The 18,042-nt window shown below is 64.4% G+C and carries 4 protein-coding genes and 2 pseudogenes; 5 read left to right on the top strand and 1 reads right to left on the bottom strand.

Features of this window, described 5'->3' with window-relative positions:
• Positions 1-516 precede the first annotated feature (516 nt).
• The 4 genes from BJY22_RS39950 (at position 517) to BJY22_RS39935 (ending at position 15,278) form a co-directional block, all read left to right on the top strand.
• Positions 517-9,522, top strand: a complete 9,006-nt coding sequence (locus BJY22_RS39950; RefSeq protein WP_167217354.1) for a DNRLRE domain-containing protein — start codon at positions 517-519, stop codon at positions 9,520-9,522.
• Between the two features lie 5 nt (positions 9,523-9,527).
• On the top strand, positions 9,528-10,013 hold the full coding sequence (locus BJY22_RS39945; RefSeq protein ID WP_167217352.1) for an SMI1/KNR4 family protein: 486 nt from the start codon (positions 9,528-9,530) through the stop codon (positions 10,011-10,013).
• 491 nt (positions 10,014-10,504) lie between these two features.
• Positions 10,505-14,890, top strand: a complete 4,386-nt coding sequence (locus BJY22_RS39940; RefSeq protein WP_167217350.1) for a golvesin C-terminal-like domain-containing protein — start codon at positions 10,505-10,507, stop codon at positions 14,888-14,890.
• Positions 14,868-15,278, top strand: coding sequence for a hypothetical protein (locus tag BJY22_RS39935; RefSeq protein WP_167217348.1), 411 nt, complete (start codon positions 14,868-14,870; stop codon positions 15,276-15,278). Before BJY22_RS39940 ends, BJY22_RS39935 begins: the two co-directional genes overlap by 23 nt.
• Positions 15,279-15,353: 75 nt before the next feature.
• Here the strand turns inward: BJY22_RS39935 and BJY22_RS39930 are convergent.
• A pseudogene (locus BJY22_RS39930) lies at positions 15,354-16,004 on the bottom strand (transposase family protein); the annotation flags it as partial.
• Between the two features lie 114 nt (positions 16,005-16,118).
• On the opposite strand from BJY22_RS39930, the pseudogene BJY22_RS39925 reads away from it, so the two are divergent.
• Positions 16,119-17,614, top strand: a pseudogene (locus BJY22_RS39925) (IS1634 family transposase).
• Positions 17,615-18,042 lie beyond the last annotated feature (428 nt).

The raw sequence follows: 18,042 nt of genomic DNA, 5'->3' as shown, positions 1-18,042 counted from the left end.
TGAGTCCCGGCAGCCCCAGTCGGCCCGGGCGACGGCTGAACCTATCAGGTCTGCTCCGGAACTGGCACCTGGTCTGTCCGGGACTTCACGTGCTCTTGAGGGTTGTGGTGTACGGCGGCGCCGATGCTGCCGGGAGCGTGTCCGCGATGTCGCGAAGGTGGCCGGCGAATGGCGTGCTGGTGGCCGTTGCGTTCCGCTTGTCGCGCGGGTGTCTGCTAGCACGCTGTGGTGCGTGGTGCAGGCCGTCTCGCGTGTCGTTGCAGCAAGATGCAACTTCGCTCGGATGCCTTGTGGGCCTCAGGTTCGAACGATAGAAATTCTGCTGACTCTCGCCGGTGTCGCTCGGGGTGCGCCGGATTCCCGCCCAGGTTTGGAGTTTGGATGCGCCGCGCCCGCAGGTTGCTGACGTCTGCCCTGATTCTGTCTCTTCCGGCTTCGTTCGGGGTTCCCGCTACCGCTCTCGCCCATTCGCAGCAGGTCGCGCCGGTTGCCGCGCCGCAGGTGGCTCGTGCGGCGATGGGTCCGCTCGCGCCGCCTGTTCCCGCGCGGGTCGTCAACGCCTCGAAGGCAACCGCTGGAGCCGCGACGGGGAAGCCGACGCGGGTGCGGGAGTTGGAGGAACGGCGTACGGCGACCTCGTCGAGCTACCGCATGTCTGACGGCACGACGCAGGTGGTGCTGTCGACGGAGCCGGTGCACTACAAGGACTCCAAGGGCAAGTGGCAGCCCGTCGACACGAAGGTCACCGCGGGCTCGGGTGAGGATTCGTTCGAGAACGCGAAGAACAACTTCCGCACGCGGTTCGGCAAGTCGAGTGATCGCCTGTTGACGTTCGAGGCGGGTGGTGACTCGATCAGCCTTGGTGCAGCGGGTGAGAAACGCGCGCTGACGGCGCTGACGAAGGACTCGTCCGTGGCGTTCCCGGACGTGTTCGGTACTGCGGACGTGCGCTACTACGTGTCCCGCACCGGCGTGAAGGAAACCGTCGTACTCACGACGGCCGCCGACGCGGCGGACGAGTACACGTTCGAGTTGCGGACCAGCGGCCTGACCGCGAAGGCGCAGCCGGACGGGTCGATCGGGTTCTTCAAGAAGAACGACGACGAGCGGCCGAAGTACGTGATCCCGGCGCCGAACATGTACGACTCCTCGGCGCAGAACCGGCCCGGCCAGCCTGGCTACTCGGAGAAGATCACCCAGGTGATCAGCCAGCAGGGCGGGAAGACGCTGCTGACGTTGAAGCCGGATCGATCGTGGCTGGCGGCGAAAGAGCGTGTTTACCCGATCCTCATTGATCCGACCATCGTGATCGTGCCGGATCCGGCGGCTGCACAGGACACGTCGATCTCGGAGGCGAACGCGAACACCAGCTACGGTACGAACCCGACGGTGCTGGTTGGTGACGACTTGAGCCACAACACGTGGCGGGGTCTGTTGAAGTTCGACCTGTCGATGATCCCGAGCACGACGACGATCCGGTCGGCTGATCTGAACGTGCATTACGGGGCGGGCTTCGGCGGAGATTACAAGCTGCCGCTTTCGGCAGTGAAGGTCACTTCGGACTGGTCGGAGTCGACGGCGACGTGGTCGTCGATGAGTACGGCGTGGAACGGGACCTATGCGTCCAACACGGTGATGGTGGACGATCAGGACACTTTGTCGGCGTCGTACGAAGGGTTGTGGAAGTACCAGAGCAACACGAGCGCGGTCAACGGTTCGTTTTCATACGCGCCGACGGAAACGACGCCGGACACGTTTACGTGGAATGCTCGGGTGCCGAGTGACGGCGATTACCAGGTGCAGGGGTTCTACTTCCAGTCGTCGGTTCGCGGGAAGCTGCCGACGACGCTGGTTGGTGCGACGGCTGACGGCCAGGTGACGACGCAGAACGTGACGTGGGATCAGACGGCCGGTGTTGTCGGGGGCGCGCAGTGGTACACGCTGGGCACGATCCATTCGCGTCCGGGGAACACGACGCAGGTGAAGATCACGCGGCAGCAGTCGCCTGTGGCGGCGACGATTCCGGTCGCGGATGCGATGAGGTGGACGAAGTACTCGACGGCGACCAAGCAGGTCGGCGACCGGGACGGCTGGCATTCGTACGCGATGGGCAGCTACGTGCAGTCGTGGCTGAACGGCTCGTCTCCGAACTACGGCGTGATGCTGAAGGCCGTCGACGAGAATCCGGCGACGGCCCCGGCTGGCGGTCTGTACTACAGCGCGAGCGAGGACACCTACGGTGGGGAGACGGCCGCGCGGCCGAATCTGGTGGTCACCTACGACGAGCCGGGTGTGGCGCTGAACCCGCCGTCGACGATCAACGCGTCCGGCGCAGAGCTGACATGGAGCAAGTACGTCGATCCGACGCCGGCCGATGACGACGACCTGGTGGAGTACCAGATCTTCCGTGGCTGCCGCGCTCTACCGGGGGACACCTGCACCACGCCGGTCGGCGACTACTTCTCGAATACCGCTCCGGCGGCGCTCACATTGGTCGGTACGGTCCGTCCGGATGTCACGTCGTTCACCGACACGACAGCGAAGCCGTCGGCTCTGAAGAGCACAGGACAGCCCGACCCGGCGACCTATAGCTATTGGGTTGTGGCTCGACTGGTGGGGGACGGCGCGTCGAACGGCAAGGCCGCGTCGAACGTGCAGACCGTCACGATGCCGCGCGAGGGCAGGATCCTGCGGTCATTCAGCGGTGATATCTCTGACACCACGCTGAGCAAGTCGCAGCCGACGACGAACCTGTCGCGCCCCGACGGCGGTGGCGGTACGCCGAATACGCGGTATTGGGTGCAGGTCGGCAACAACCATCCGACGTACGGCGCCGAGCGTGGGGTGTTCAAGTTCGATACCGCTGCGATCAAGCAGGGCACCAAGGTCACCGACGCCCGCGTGGAGCTGTTCTCGAACTACGGTTCCGGCACCGGCCAGGCCGATTTCGATCTGTACGGGTTGACGAAAGACTTCGTCGAGACCGAGGCGACGTGGAACCAGGCGACCTCGACGATCAACTGGACAGCTGCCGGTGGTGACTATGACCCTGCCCTGCTGGGATCGGCGAGACCCAATGACAATGCACAGCGGCTGACATTCGCCTCGGCGGGCCTGCTCACGAAGTTGCAGTCCTGGGTGGACAACCCGGGTAACAACCACGGCTTGTTGCTTCGGACGCGTGTCGAGGCGCCGGATGCCGCGGGACAGCAGTTGATCAGCGTCACCAACGGCGAGTCCCCGGACACGCTGTTCCGGCCGCGACTGTGGATAGAGCACCTGGCCAGCAACGCCGCCGAGACGTACCGGGCTGATGAGATGCCGGAGCGGTTCGTTCCGGGCACGACGATCACGACGCCGGTGACGGTGACGAACACGTCGAACCAGGCATGGCCGGCTGATGCGCAGTTGTCGTATCGCTGGACCGAGCCGGACAGCACCACCGACATCACGGTGTCTGGTGACCGGAACTTCGTGCCGCTCGGGAAGGCGCTGGCGGCGGGGGAATCGGTCCGGCTGAATCTGCCGATCCGGACGCCGATCCAAGCCGACTCCGGCACGAAGCGCCTGGCGTACGACCTGTATCTGGATCTGTGGTGGTTCAATCCGGACAGGGGCACGTCGGGCGAGTATGAGTGGTTCTCCGTCACGCATCCGCCGTCGTCGAACACGATGCCGCCGTCGCAGGGCTGTGCGGTTGTGACGACCGGGTATCTGTGTGTGGACCGGTATGTGGAGGATCCGGGCTCGAACCAGTTGGGTCTGGAGAAGTTCTTGTCCTACACCGGTGAGGAGACCGGCGGCGGTTCGCAGTTGCTGACCAACCTGTACGAGGGCAACGTCGTGTGGTCGTACGACGCGTTGTCGAATCCGTCGATCGGTCCGTCGGCCTTCGTGCGGTTGGCGTACAACTCCATGGATGGCACCACCACGCGGGCCGGGTTCGGGTTCTCCGTCCAGGCGGCCACGCTGACCAGGCTGGGCAGTGACTTGTCGGTGCCGACCGGTGGCAGTGTCAGCAACCTGATGACGTTCATCGACGGTGACGGCACGACCCACACCTACAAGCTGGCCACCGAAACACCCAGCCTGCTGACCTACACCCGCCCGCCCGGCGTGGGGCTGGACCTGACTCGTGACCTGACCGCCGACGCGGATCACCAGTGGGTGTTCACGCGGCCGGACGGCACCCGGTTCTACTTCAACCAAGACACCGGACGGCAGACCTCGGTCGTGGACCGCAACGGCAACACCATGACCTACGCCTACGACACCTCCGGCCGGTTGACCACGGTGACCGACGCCAGCAACCGACAGGTCCTGACACTGGGATACGAGCCCGGAGGCACCAGGAAGCTGGTGTGGATCCGCGACATCTCTGGGCGGGCCTTGAAGTTCAACTACAACGTCTCCTCGCAGCTGATCAAGCTCGAGGACGGCGGCCAGTTCGACACCGCCACCCAGACCTTCGGGGCCGGGGCGCCGGTCAAGGCGTTCCAGTTCGCTTACACCGACACCAACAACAACGGCAACACGAAACTGATCTCGATCAAGGATCCCCGTAACGCGGAGACGAAGGTGCAGTACTTCACCTCGACCGAGAACTCGACGTATGCGTCGTGGCCGAAGAGCTACACCGACCGCCGCAACAACAACACGACCTTCTCCTACGCCGACCCGGACGGCTCGGCCGCGCAGGACCTCGTCGCCACAGTCACCGACGTCAACGGGTCCACCCCGTCGGTGACGACGTACCGGATGGACGGCTACGGCCGCACCACCAGCATCCTGGACGCGAACCAGAACGCAACCGGCGGCACCAAGGCCACCCTGCTCGCCTGGGACAACGACCACAACGTGATCCGGTTGCAGGAGCCGAACGGTGCGGTGTCGACGTGGGAGTACGACCCGAAGACCGGCTACCCGCTGGTCGTGCGGGACGCGATGGCGGTCAAGAACGGCCTGCCGGGTGTGGTGCTGACCTACCAGACGCTGACCACTGGCGCGAAGCCGACGGTGCTGCTGTCGAAGAAGAGCGCCGCCGGCCGCACGGACACGTTCACCTATGACGCGAACGGCAACGTCAAGACCGTCAAGGACGGCCGCGGGTTCGGACCGACGTACACCTACAACGCGAACGGGACCCTGGCCACGGCCACCGACGCGCGCGGTAACGCGACCCAGTACGGGGCCGACTCCAACTACCACGCCAGCGGTTACCCGTTGTCGATCACTGACCCCGAGCTGGCGAAGACCGAGTTCACCTATGACGACCGCGGCAACGTGCTACAGGTCAAGGACGCGCTCCTGCGGGTGACGACGGCGGAGTACGACGCGTTCGGCCGCCCGACCAAGGTCAGCGAACCGTACGACGGGACTGTCGTGCGGACGACGGCGACCGACTACGACCTGAACGACAACGTCACCAAACAGACCGCGCCGAACGGTGCACAGTCGGTGTCGACCTACGACGCGGCTGACAATTTGCTGTCGAAGACGTTGCCGGACAACAACACCACTGGGCGGCAACTCGCCTACACCTACGACGTGCTCGGCCGGAAGGTCACCGAGACCGCGCCCAAGGGCGTCGCGACCACGACCGACCCGAACGACTTCATCACCAAGTACACCTACGACCGGATCGGCCAGGTCCTCAAGGTCGAGACCCCGTTCATCGACAGCACCGGGGCGACGCAGACTCCGACCACGACCTATGAGTACGACGAGGTCGGAAACCAGGTCACGGTGATCGATCCGCTCAGGAACGCGTCGCCGGCGACGGACTACACGTCGAAGACGGTCTACGACCTGAACCACCGCCCGACCGCGGTCACCGACGCGGCCGGTTACACCTCCAAGACCGTCTACGACGCCGATGGTCTGGTCACAGCGGAGGTGAACCAGACCGGCCACACGAAGACGACGAAGTACGACGAGGCGGGCCAGCCGATCGAGGTGTCGGTGCCGCACACCCCGATCGGCGGTCACCAGGAACAGCGAACCACAAAGCTGACCTACGACGAGGCTGGCAACGTCACCCGCCAGACCCGGCCCAGCGGCCGGTACTCCGAGACGGTCTACGACAAGCTCAACCGGCCGATTCAGAACAAGTCGGCGTTCGACACCGCAACCACGCTCTACAAGACGCCGTCGAGCACGTTCATCCAGTATTACCCGACCGGTGAGATCAAGGCGCAGTCCGAGCCGACGTTCGCGGCCACGGCGCCGCCGGCGGCGCAGTGGACGAACTTCACCTACTACGCCTCGGGTGAGATCAAGACGTCGACGGATCCGTGGCAGATCACGGCGACGTATGGCTATAACCAGTTGGGTCAGCAGACTGACCGTTCGTTGACGGTGCCGGGTGATGATGCGAAGCGGACGCAGGCTTGGGGCTACTACCCGGATGGTGCTTTGCAGTCGCGCTCGGACACCGCGGCGCAGCAGCCGGTCGATGTCGTGGACAACGCCGACGCGTGGCAAACCACCTCCACCGGCACGTGGGCCACGGCCCCGGGTGGCACGAACACTCAGGGCGCGGACTACCGCTACCACCCCGCAGCGGCGGCCGGTACGCCGGAGGCCGCTGACACGTTCAACTGGCGGGTCCTGCCGGATGTGGCGGGTTCGTTCGACGTGTACGCGTCCTGCCCGGTGCGTACCGACGCGACGACAGCGGCGACGTACACGATCAACCACTCCACCGGTGCCGCCACCAAGACGGTCGATCAGAAGGCGTGCACCGCGGCGACCCCGTGGGTCAACCTGGGTAACTACAGCTTCCCGAACGGGGTCGCGAAGACCATCACCCTGAAGCCTTCCGCGGACGGTGTGGTGTCGGCGGACGCGATCAAGCTGGTCTCGACGAAGCCGGTCGAGACCCGGTCGTTCACCTACAGCTACGACCTGAATGGTCAGCAGACCGAGGTCAAGGACACCAACCCGAACGCCGCAACCGACACGTACAAAATCACCACCGACGGCCTCGCACGGACCACGAAGGTCGAGGAGTTCAAGGGCGCCACCAACAAGGCGACAACGGACTACACGTACGACCTCGACTCAAACATCCTCTCGACGAACGCCCAGCGCCAGCCGGACTCCGGCACTGGTAGTCCTGCGGTGGGCCGCTACACGGGCTACACGTGGGATGTTCGGAACCTGGTCGACACCGTCAAGGCCGGGACCTCGCCGACCGAGGCGCTGGACACCTGGTCCTACACCTACGACGGCCGCGGTCTGCGGTCCACGATCACGAAACCGAACGGCAACCTGGCCACGTTCACCTACCACGAGGACGGCCTGCCGAGAATCCAGACCGAGAAGACCAGCGGCGGCAAACTGGTCTCGTCGCACTCGCTGCGCTACCACCCCGACGGCGACCGCTCCCTCGACGTCGCGAAGGTCCTGCAAGCGAATTCGTCGCTGTATCTGGACCAGGCGTCGAGCTACGCCTACACCCCGGCGCGGCACCTCGCTGCGGTCACCAAGACCGGTGTCGACAGAGGTGACAACGAGGCCTACGAGTACGACGCCGCCGGCAACACGGTCAAGCAGACCATCGGCGCCACGACGTCGACGATGACCTACGACCGCAACCGTCTGATCAAGACGGTCACCGGTGCGACGACGCTTAATCACCGCTACGACCCGTTCGGTCGCGCCACCACCGTGGATGTTGGTTCGCAGATGGTGGAGCAGAACGCCTACGACGGCTACGACCGCCTCACCCGCCAGCAGAAGTTCGACACCGTCGGCAATCCCACGTTCACGCGGAACCAGACGTATGACCCGTTCGACCGGGTGGTGAACCAGTCCGAGAAGGTCGGTACGAACGCCTCGATCTCGACCAGGTACACGTTCATCGGCCTGGCCGACCAGATAGCGATCGAGGAAGAACGCGACACCGCCGGTGTCTGGAAGGTCGCCAAGTCCTACTCCTACGGCGCGAGCGGCGAGAACCTGTCACTGGTCGACTCTCCGGTCAACGGGACGACGTCGAAGAAGATGTTCTACGGCGCCAACCCCCGCGGTGACGTCGAGACGCTGACCGACGCGTCGACCGGGGAGACCACGTCGACGTACCGGTACACCGCGTACGGCCAGCCGGACAAGGCCGGCACCACCGGTGACGACGAGATCCATGACGATCCCGCCCGCGACGCGGACATCGTTAACCCGTACCGGTTCAACTCCAAGCGTTTCGACGGCGCCACCGGCACCTACGACATGGGGTTCCGCGAATACAACCCGGGCCTGAACAGGTTCCTCACCCGCGACATGTTCAACGGCGCCCTCACCGACCTCGCCCTCGGCACCGACCCCTGGAACGCCAACCGGTACATGTTCGCTGGCGGCAACCCAATCACTGGAGTAGAGCGCGACGGCCACTGCGCCTTCGACCCCGAAAGCGAGTCAGCGTGTGGCAGGCCGGTGACGCGAACGCCCAACAGTGGGGCAACTCCGGAACCTGTCACGGAGAAGATTGGCAGCCGCGATGTGAGCGCGCCGGACGAAGGCGCGTACGAGCAGGCGTACGACGTGGCGAGGTCGAAACTCGTCGGCGACCAACGCGGCCAAGGACAGGAGTACATGGTCGGCTGCAACAGTACTGAGACCTGGATCGTCATTCGCGGAAAGCGCACGACCTGCGGCATGAGCGACGTCTGGTTCTCTCGCCTGTTCGCCGAAGAAATGTGTCGCCAGCCGGGAATCGAGTGCAGCGGGTACGACCCCACCGGCTCATCCGTCGGCTTCAACGATGGGCCGATCATCCCAATGGCAGACGGGCCACCGGCGACCTGCCGAGCGAATAGCTTCACCGGCGCTACGCTTGTCCTGCTGGCAGACGGCACCCGGAAGCCGATCAGAGACGTCAAGCTCGGCGACTGGGTGATGGCCGCCGATCCGGTCACGGGAGAGCGAGGTCCGCGCGAGGTCATCGACCTGATCCGCCATGGTGGTCTCCACACCATGGTCATGATCCGGCTTATTGGCGGCACCACGATCGATGCCACCGACCGTCACCCCTTCTGGGTCGAATCCCGAGGTGATTGGGTTGACGCCATCGACCTGAAGCCCGGCGACATTGTGGGCACCGCCAACGGCAGGCGCCTCACGGTTGAAAACATCAGCATCAGCGAGCAGGATCTGATTGCGTACAATCTGACGGTCGCCGGGCTCCACACCTATCACGTTTCCCAGTCCGAGGTACTGGTTCACAACTGCATCATCCGCAACTCACACCTCGCCGGATCGACGCATCCCAAGTCAGGCGTGCCCTTCGACAAGAACGGGTTCCCGGACTTCTCTGCGTGGCGTCACCCCGAGGTCCCGGACGTCAGGATCCAACTCACGGGCAGCCGCTCCCAGGACTTTAGACTCGCGAACGAAGCTGCCGGACTTGCGCGGACCCCGTCGGGCTACACCTGGCACCACCACCAGGATGTGGGATTGATGCAGCTGATCCGCTCCGACGTCCACCGCATGACCGGCCACACCGGTGGGTTTTCTCTAAGGTGATTGGAATGAACGAAGACTTCTTCGAGCCCGACGACTTCTACACCGGACCACGGGTCACAGACGCGCTCGTGGCCGCCGCCGAGCAGTCGTTGGGGGTGAAACTTCCGTCCAGCTACCTCGAACTGATCCGGCTCCGGAACGGTGGGGTTCCTAGGCGACGCTGCTTTGCCACCCCGTTCGCGACGTCGTGGGCGCACGATCACATCGAAATCACGGCGATCTTGGGCATCGGCGGTCACTTGGGCATAGACTCGAATGACGGGCATGGCAGCCGAGACCTAGTCCGAGAGTGGGACTACCCCGACGTTGGCCTCGTCATCTGTGACACACCCTCGGGCGGTCATGACACCGTGATGCTCGACTACTCCGAGCACGGACACGCAGCGGAGCCACGCGTCGTCTACGTCGACGAGGACCGAGTCCCACGCGAGCTCGCGCCGACGTTCGCCGACTTTGTTGCGAACCTGGCGGCATGCTCGGAGGACCGTTGACGTTCCAGTCGATCCTCCCCGGCGATAGCAGCGATCGTTGTTCGCCGTGGAACTGGCCACCGCCGCAGGCGACACTCCGTCAGTGGATCCCGCCTCCGGCCACACCTACGACGACCGTCACCACTCCGTTGCCTGGATGTACGCCACGCCCGAGCGCTGGCCGCCTGAGACGTACCACCGGCGACACCGTTGATGACGCCGTCGCTCACTGGCGCACAGCGCTTCGGCGCGTCCAGATGTCAGCGTGACCGACGCCTACAGCGATTACGACAGCCCGCGTGATTTGATCTCCTCGATGGCAACGGCGCTACAGCTCAGGAGCACGGGTGCTGCGGTGACGGGGACTTCTGCTCGCTAGATCGGCCGGGTGTTGCCGCAACACGGCGCGAACCGCGGGGTGTTGCGGCGGCCGCCCGGGTGGCGCGAGGTGGTCGTGACCCGACAGCGACATCTGCTGCGGTGGACGCGGTTCGGCAATCCCGTTGTCGATCGTGGATCCCGAGGCCGCGAGGACCGAGTTCACCTATGACGACCGCGGGAACCTGTTGCAGGTCAAGGACGCGCTCCTGCGGGTGACGACGGCTGAGTACGACGCGTTCGGCCGGCCGACCAAGATCAACAAGCCCTATGACGGGACCGTGGTACGGACCACGGCGACCGACTACGACCTGAACGACAACGTCACCAAACAGACCGCACCGAACGGTGCCCAGTCGGTGTCGACGTACGACGCCGCCGACAACCTGTTGACCAAGACGTTGCCGGACAACAACACCACCGGCCGGCAGTTGGCCTACACCTATGACGTGCTCGGCCGCAAGATCACCGAGACAGCGCCGAAGGGCGTCGCGACCACGACCGACCCGAACGACTTCGTCACCAAGTACACCTACGACCGGATCGGTCAGGTGCTGAAGGTCGAGACCCCGTTCGTCGACACCGACGGATCGACGAAGACGCCGACCACGGCCTACGAATACGACGAGGTCGGCAACAAGGTCACGGTGATCGACCCACTCAGGAACGCCTCGCCGGCGACGGACTACACGACGAAGACGGTCTACGACCTCAACCACCGGCCCACCGCGGTCACCGACGCGGCCGGCTACACGTCGAAGACGGTGTATGACGCCGACGGGCTGGTGACCGCGGAGGTCAACCAGACCGGTCACTCCAAGACGACCAAGTATGACGAGGCGGGCCAGCCGATCGAGGTTTCGGTGCCGCACACGCCGATCGGTGGGCGGCAGGAGCAGCGGGTCACGAAGCTGGCCTACGACGAGGCGGGCAATGTGACTCGTCAGACGCGGCCGAGTGGGCGGTACTCCGAGACGGTCTATGACAAGCTCAACCGGCCGATCCAGAAGAAGTCCGCGTTCGACACCGCGTCCACGTTGTACAAGACGCCGGCCAGCGTGTTCCTCCAGTACTACCCGACCGGTGAGATCAAGGCCCAGTCCGAACCGACCTTCGCCGCGACCGCACCACCGGCCGCGCAGTGGACGAACTTCACCTACTACGCCTCCGGTGACATCAAAACCTCCACCGGCCCGTGGCAGATCACCGCGACGTACGGCTATAACCAGCTGGGTCAGCAGACTGACCGCACGCTGACGGTGCCGGGTGATGACGCGAAGCGGACCCAGGCATGGGGCTACTACCCCGACGGCGCCCTGCAGTCCCGGTCCGACACCGCGGCCCAGCAGCCGGTCGACATCGTCGACAACGCCGACACGTGGCAAACCACCTCCACCGGCACCTGGACGGGTTTCACGGGCGGCACGAACACTCAGGGCGCGGACTACCGCTACCACGCCGCAGCGCTGGTCGGCTCACCTGCGGCGAGCGACACGTTCAACTGGCGCGTACTCCCCGACGTCGCGGGCTCGTTCGACGTCTACGCGTCCTGCCCGGTGCGTACGGATGCGACGACGGCGGCGACGTACACGATCAACCACTCCACCGGCGCCGCGACGAAGACGGTGGACCAGAAGGCCTGCACCGCCGCGACGCCGTGGATCAACCTGGGCAACTACAGCTTCCCGAACGGTGTCGCCAAAACCATCACCCTGAAGCCGTCAGCGGACGGGGTGGTGTCGGCGGACGCGATCAAGCTGGTGTCGACGAACCCGGTCGAGTCGCGGTCGTTCACCTACACCTACGACTTGAACGGCCAGCAGACCGAGGTCAAGGACAACAACCCGAACGCGGCGAGCGACACGTTCAAGATCACCACTGACGGTCTCGGGCGGACCACGAAGGTCCAGGAACTCAAGACGGGTGTGGAGAAGGCGGCGACCGACTACACCTACGACCTCGACTCCAACGTGTTGTCGACGAACGCGCAACGCAAACCGGATGCCGGCACGGGCAGTCCTGCAGTTGGCCGTTACACGGGGTACACGTGGGATGTGCGCAATCTGGTCGCCACAGTGAAGGCCGGTGCGTCGCCTACCGGGACACTGGATACCTGGTCGTACACCTATGACGGGCGTGGTCTGCGGTCGACGATTACGAAGCCGAACGGGAATCTGGCGACGTTTACGTATCACGAGGATGGTCTGGCGAGGGTCCAGACGGAGAAGACCGATGGCGGGAAGCTGGTTTCGTCGCATTCGCTGAAGTATCACGCCGATGGTGATCGTTCGCAGGATGTCGCGAAGGTTCTGAAGGGGAATTCTTCGGAGTACCTGGATCAGGCGTCGGGCTACTCTTACACGCCGGCGCGGCAGCTCGCTGCGGTGACCAAGACCGGTGTCGAGAAGGGTGACAACGAGGCGTACGAGTACGACGCCGCCGGGAACGTGGTCAAGCAGACGATCGGCGCCACGACGTCGACGATGACCTATGACCGCAACCGGCTGGTCAAGACGGTCACGGGTGGGACGACGCTGAATCACCGCTATGACCCGTTCGGTCGCGCGACGACGTCGGATGTTGGTTCGCAGGTGGTGGAGCAGAACGGCTATGACGGTTATGACCGGCTCACTCGGCAGCAGAAGTTCGACAGCGCGGGTACGCCGACGTTCACGCGGAACCAGACGTATGACCCGTTCGACCGGGTGGTGAACCAGTCCGAGAAGGTCGGCGCCGCGCAATCGGTCTCGACCCGGTACACGTTCATTGGTCTGGCCGACCAGGTGGCGATCGAGGAAGAACGCGACACCGGCGGTGTCTGGAAGGTCGCGAAGTCGTACTCCTACGGCGCGGCCGGGGAGAACCTGTCGCTGGTCGACTCTCCGGTCAACGGGACCACGTCGAAGAAGATGTTCTACGGCGCCAACCCCCGCGGTGATGTCGAAACTCTGACCGATGCGTCGACTGGGGAGACCACGTCGACGTACCGGTACACCGCCTACGGTCAGCCGGACAAGAAGGGCACGACCGGCGAGGACGAGATCAAGGACATCGCGGCCCTGGACGCGGACATTGTTAACCCGTACCGGTTCAACTCGGCCCGTTTCGACGGCGCGACCGGCACCTATGACATGGGGTTCCGGGAGTACAACCCGGGCCTGAACCGGTTCTTGACACGCGACCTGTTCAACGGCGCCCTCACCGACCTCGGGCTGGGAACGGACCCGTGGAACGCCAACCGGTACATGTTCGGTGGCGGAAACCCCATCAGCCGCGTCGAGAACGGTGGCCACATCAACGAAGCGCTGACCGCGGGCGGAGGTGGTGCGCCGGAGCCCGTGGCCGTCACCATCGGCAGCCGCGAGGTGACCGCGCAGGACACTAGCGACTTCGAGCCGGCGTACGAAGAGACGAAGTCGAAACTCATCGGTGACAAGGGCGGCCAAGGGCACGAGCAGATCGTTGGCTGCAACAACCTGGAGACCTGGAAGGTAGAGAACGGCAAGGCAACCACCTGCGGCTGGTCCGATGTCCAGTTCTCCAAGCGCTTCGCTGCCGAACTGTGCCAGCAGCCAGGAATCCGATGCGGCCCATACACACCGACCGGGACCATGGGTGTTCCCCTGGGCCACGACGGTGGGGGTGTTCGCCTCAGCGGTGGGCCGGAAGTGCCGACCGGAGGCCGCGCAACAGGCGGTGGTGGTTGTTTCCGTAGCTTCAGTGGCGAGACGTTGGTTGAGATGGGTGACGGCACACGCAAGCCCATCTCTCAAGTGAAGGTCGGCGACGAGGTTCTCGCCACCGACCCCGAGACCGGTGAACGCGGGCCACGCAAGGTCACCCATCTGTGGGTCCACACCGACACACTCCTTGAACTTGAGGTCGAGGGTGGGACGCTCACCACGACCGAGGACCACCCGTTCTGGAACGCCACCGACAGTGCATACCAGCGCGCCGACCAGCTCGACCCAGGCGACAAACTCCTCGGCGCCGACGGTCGACTCGTGCGCGTCATCGGACTCAGCGCCGGGTCACATCGTGTAGCCACCGCTTATAACCTCACCGTCGACGACATCCACACGTATTATGTGCTGGTCGGCTCCACCCCCGTCCTAGTTCACAATTCGAACGGGTGTGGGACCGTCGGCTCCGTTGATGCGCTCATAAAGAATCTCGACAATGACGTGATCTTCCATTACACGGATCAGAAGGGGCTACAGGGGATTATCGGCTCGGGAACGATTCGGGCAGACTCAAAGGGGAGAACATATGTGACTCAGGAGATGATTTCCTCTGGCGAAGCCTCCGGTGCGCTCTTCGCTGGTAACCCTGCGTATGCTGGAAAGGGTGGATTCATGATCGCGATTCGACGCCACGAGGGAATGTCGCTCCGAGTGGGGGAGCAGCCCAATGAATTGATCCATCAAGGGTCATTGAGGGTTCAATCCATCCGACGTGCTGTACGGTGGCCCGAACCCGTTTGGCTAGGAGATGCTTGTGCAGGTCGAGCTTGGTCTTGAAGAGTTGGAAACCTTGGCTTCGGCTTTGGTCCGCTTGAAGTTCGAGGAGGAGGTGCCCCCCGAGCCGTATTTTGGAAGTCCAAGGCTTGCGGCCGCGCATCGCAGAATCGTCGATTCGATCATCCTGGAATGTGAGCGAATGGGGGAGCCTGGCCGAGTCGCACGCTGGGAAGCCTGGCGAAAGTGGCCCGCCCGGGCACACGAGAAGCTGGTGATTATTCGCTACGCCTCGTCTCTGGAGGTATGGGATGAGTGGGAAGATGAACAGAAGCTTGATGTTTTGAGGACTTGCTCCGCGCCTTTCACTCCGAGTGAGGAGGAGTTGCAGGATCTACGCAGAGAAATCGACTTGGTTCGCAACTTCTCAGCGCATGGCGATCTCCCGTGAGACAGTTGTCAGCATCGCCTGCATGAGTTGACGGGCGGGGATACCCGGTCAAGTTAAGAGTTCAGTGAGGTTTTCTCACCGGCTGGGTTTCTGGAGTTGGAGTAGGACGAGTGCGGCGGTAGTGATGGGGCCGATTCTCCAGGGGTCGAGGGTGATGCGCCGTAGGGCTCGCCAGGTGTTCTTGAGCAGGGAGTTGGCGCGCTCGGCGGGAGCGCGCAGGGCGTTGATCAGCCTGTTGCGAGCTCGGTTGTCGGAGCACAGCGCGTGGCCTTTGGTCGGTACCTGGATGCCGATGCCGGCGCCGGCGTAGCCCTTGTCGGTGAGGGTGGGCAGGCCGGCCGCTGCGGTTGGGTAGAGCGCGGGCAGGGCATGGATGCGGGCGGCGGTGATGTCGTGGGTCGAGCCTGGTTCGACGTCGGAGACCCAGACGGGCCAGCCGTCGGGATCGGCCAGCACTTGGATGTTGCCGCCGTGCTGGTTGTGTTTGCCGGAATACCACAGGTCGTGCCCGGCCTCGGATGGTGCACTGACCCGCGTGCACGGGATCAATGTGCCGTCCAGGCAGACGAACGCCCACCCCTGGCGCAGCGCTTCGGCCAGTACCTCGGGCAGTTCGGGTGCCTGGGCGGCGATCACGTCGATCGCCTCGTGCACGTACCGGTAGGCCGTGGCGATGCTCACGCCCGCGTCACGGGCCAGGACCCGCACATCGGTGTTCTCCTTGAATCCTGACTTGGCTCACGATCGGGGGCTGATGGCGAGCGTGGGGCTGTGACCTGCGGGTTCGTGGTGCGGGGTGGCTGGATTTGCGCACTAATCGGGCTCGTAGGGTCGGGGTTTGTGGCGTATGTGCGGACGGTGAAGACCGCGTCGGGGGCGACGGCGGTCCAGATCGTGTACTCGTCTCGGCGTGGGTCGCGCGATATCGAGCATCTGGGCTCGGCGCATGACGACACGGAGCTGGAGGCGCTCAAGGCGGCGGCTGCGCAGCGGTTGGCGGCGGGGCAGGGTGAGCTGGACCTCGGCCTGGAACAGGCGGCCGGTTGGGGGCCGTTGGAGATCACGTCGTCGCGGATGGGGCACCTGTGGGACGCGTTGTGCCGTGGCTTTGACGCGCTCGGGTTCGAGGCGGCCACCGGCGGGGATGAGGTGTTCAGGCAGCTGGTGCTGGCGCGGATCATCGAGCCGACCAGCAAGCTGGACTCGCTGCGGGTGCTGACCGAGACCGGGATCGCCGCGGCGTCGTATGCCACGCTGAAGCGTCGCCTGCCGGCCTATGCGAAGGCGTCGTGGCGGCAGCGGCTGGCGGCGGCGTGCGCGGCGTGCGCGGCGCTGGGGCCGGCGTCGCTGGTGTTGTACGACGTGTCCACGTTGTACTTCGAGACCGACACCGGCGACGGGTTCCGGGAGCCGGGGTTCTCCAAGGAACGCCGGCTGGAGCCGCAGATCACGATCGGCTTGTTAACTGACGCGAGGGGTTCCCGCTGATGGTCGAGGCGTTCGAGGGGAACAAGGCCGAGACCAAGACCATGCTCCCGGTCATTCGTTCCTTCATGGCCGCGCACGATCTGCGCGATGTGACGGTGGTCGCGGACGCCGGGATGATCTCCGACGCCAACCAGAACGCGATCGAGGACGCCAAGCTGTCGTTCATCCTCGGCACGAAGATCCCCGAGCTACCGTATGTGGTGAAGAAGTGGCGCACGAACCACTCAGGCGAAGACATCCCTGACGGGCACGTGTTCACTCAGCCCTGGCCGGCCACGCAGGCGCAGAAGGCCAAGGGGCGCCGCGACAAGGTCATCTACTACCAGTACAAGGCCGACCGGGCCCGCCGCACGCTGCGCGGGATCGACGAACAAGTCGCCAAAGCCGAGAAGGCCGTTGCCGGGAAGGTCGCGGTCAAGCGCAACCGGTTCATCAAGCTCACCGGCACGACCAAGTCCGTGAACCGTGACCTCGAGGCCAAAGCCCGCGACCTGGCCGGGCTCAAGGGCTACACCACCAACATCCAGAACCCAACTCCGGAGTTCGTGATCGGTGCCTACCACAACCTGTGGCGGATCGAGAAGTCGTTCCGGATGTCCAAGCACGACCTGCAGGCCCGGCCGATCTACCACCACAAACGCGAGTCCATCGACGCGCACCTGACCATCGTGTTCGCCGCCCTCGCGGTCAGCCGATTCATCGAGGACTGCACCGGCTGGTCGATCAAGAAGTTCGTCCAAACCGCGCGCCGCTACCGCACCGTCCAGATCCGCGCCGACCACCGGATCCTGACCGCCGAAGACCCACTCCCCACCGACCTACGCGACGCCCTCGCGCAGATCACCTGACCCCACAGTGCGCACTAATTTGAGCCAACTCGGGTCCCAGATTCAGCGAGGAGTCCGTTGCCATGAGAGTAGACGAAGCTGAGATTCTCGACCGCTACCGGATCTTGGCCCTTGAATGGGCGGGCGCCAAACACGACCCGAGGAAGGCGAATCGTTTATTTAGGATCCATCACAGGTTTTACAAGGAGATCCGTGAGCCTTGAGGTCGGCCATCGAGTAATCGAGTCGCTACTCGACGATCCGGAGCCACCGCTCCGGCTGCTTGCCGCTACCCACGCACTCCCGCTCGCCTCAGCCCGTGCAGCGGCAGTCGTCAGCGTTCTTGAGCATGCCGGAGGTGACTACACAGCGGACGCGAAGTACACGCTGAACAACTACCGGAGTGGGAGACTTAGTCTTGACTGGTAGGGCGGCCTGCGCGAGGCGAG

The sequence above is a fragment of the Kribbella shirazensis genome, assembly GCF_011761605.1.
Lineage (GTDB): Bacteria > Actinomycetota > Actinomycetes > Propionibacteriales > Kribbellaceae > Kribbella > Kribbella shirazensis.
Note: the sequence above shows the minus strand (reverse complement) of the source record. Positions and strands in the feature narration are given on the sequence as shown.

Excerpts from the sequence above, each read along its gene's own strand:
- BJY22_RS39950 (WP_167217354.1), top strand. The coding sequence starts at position 517 with ATGGGTCCGCTCGCGCCGCCTGTTCCCGCGCGGGTCGTCAACGCCTCG.
- BJY22_RS39945 (WP_167217352.1), top strand. The coding sequence starts at position 9,528 with ATGAACGAAGACTTCTTCGAGCCCGACGACTTCTACACCGGACCACGG.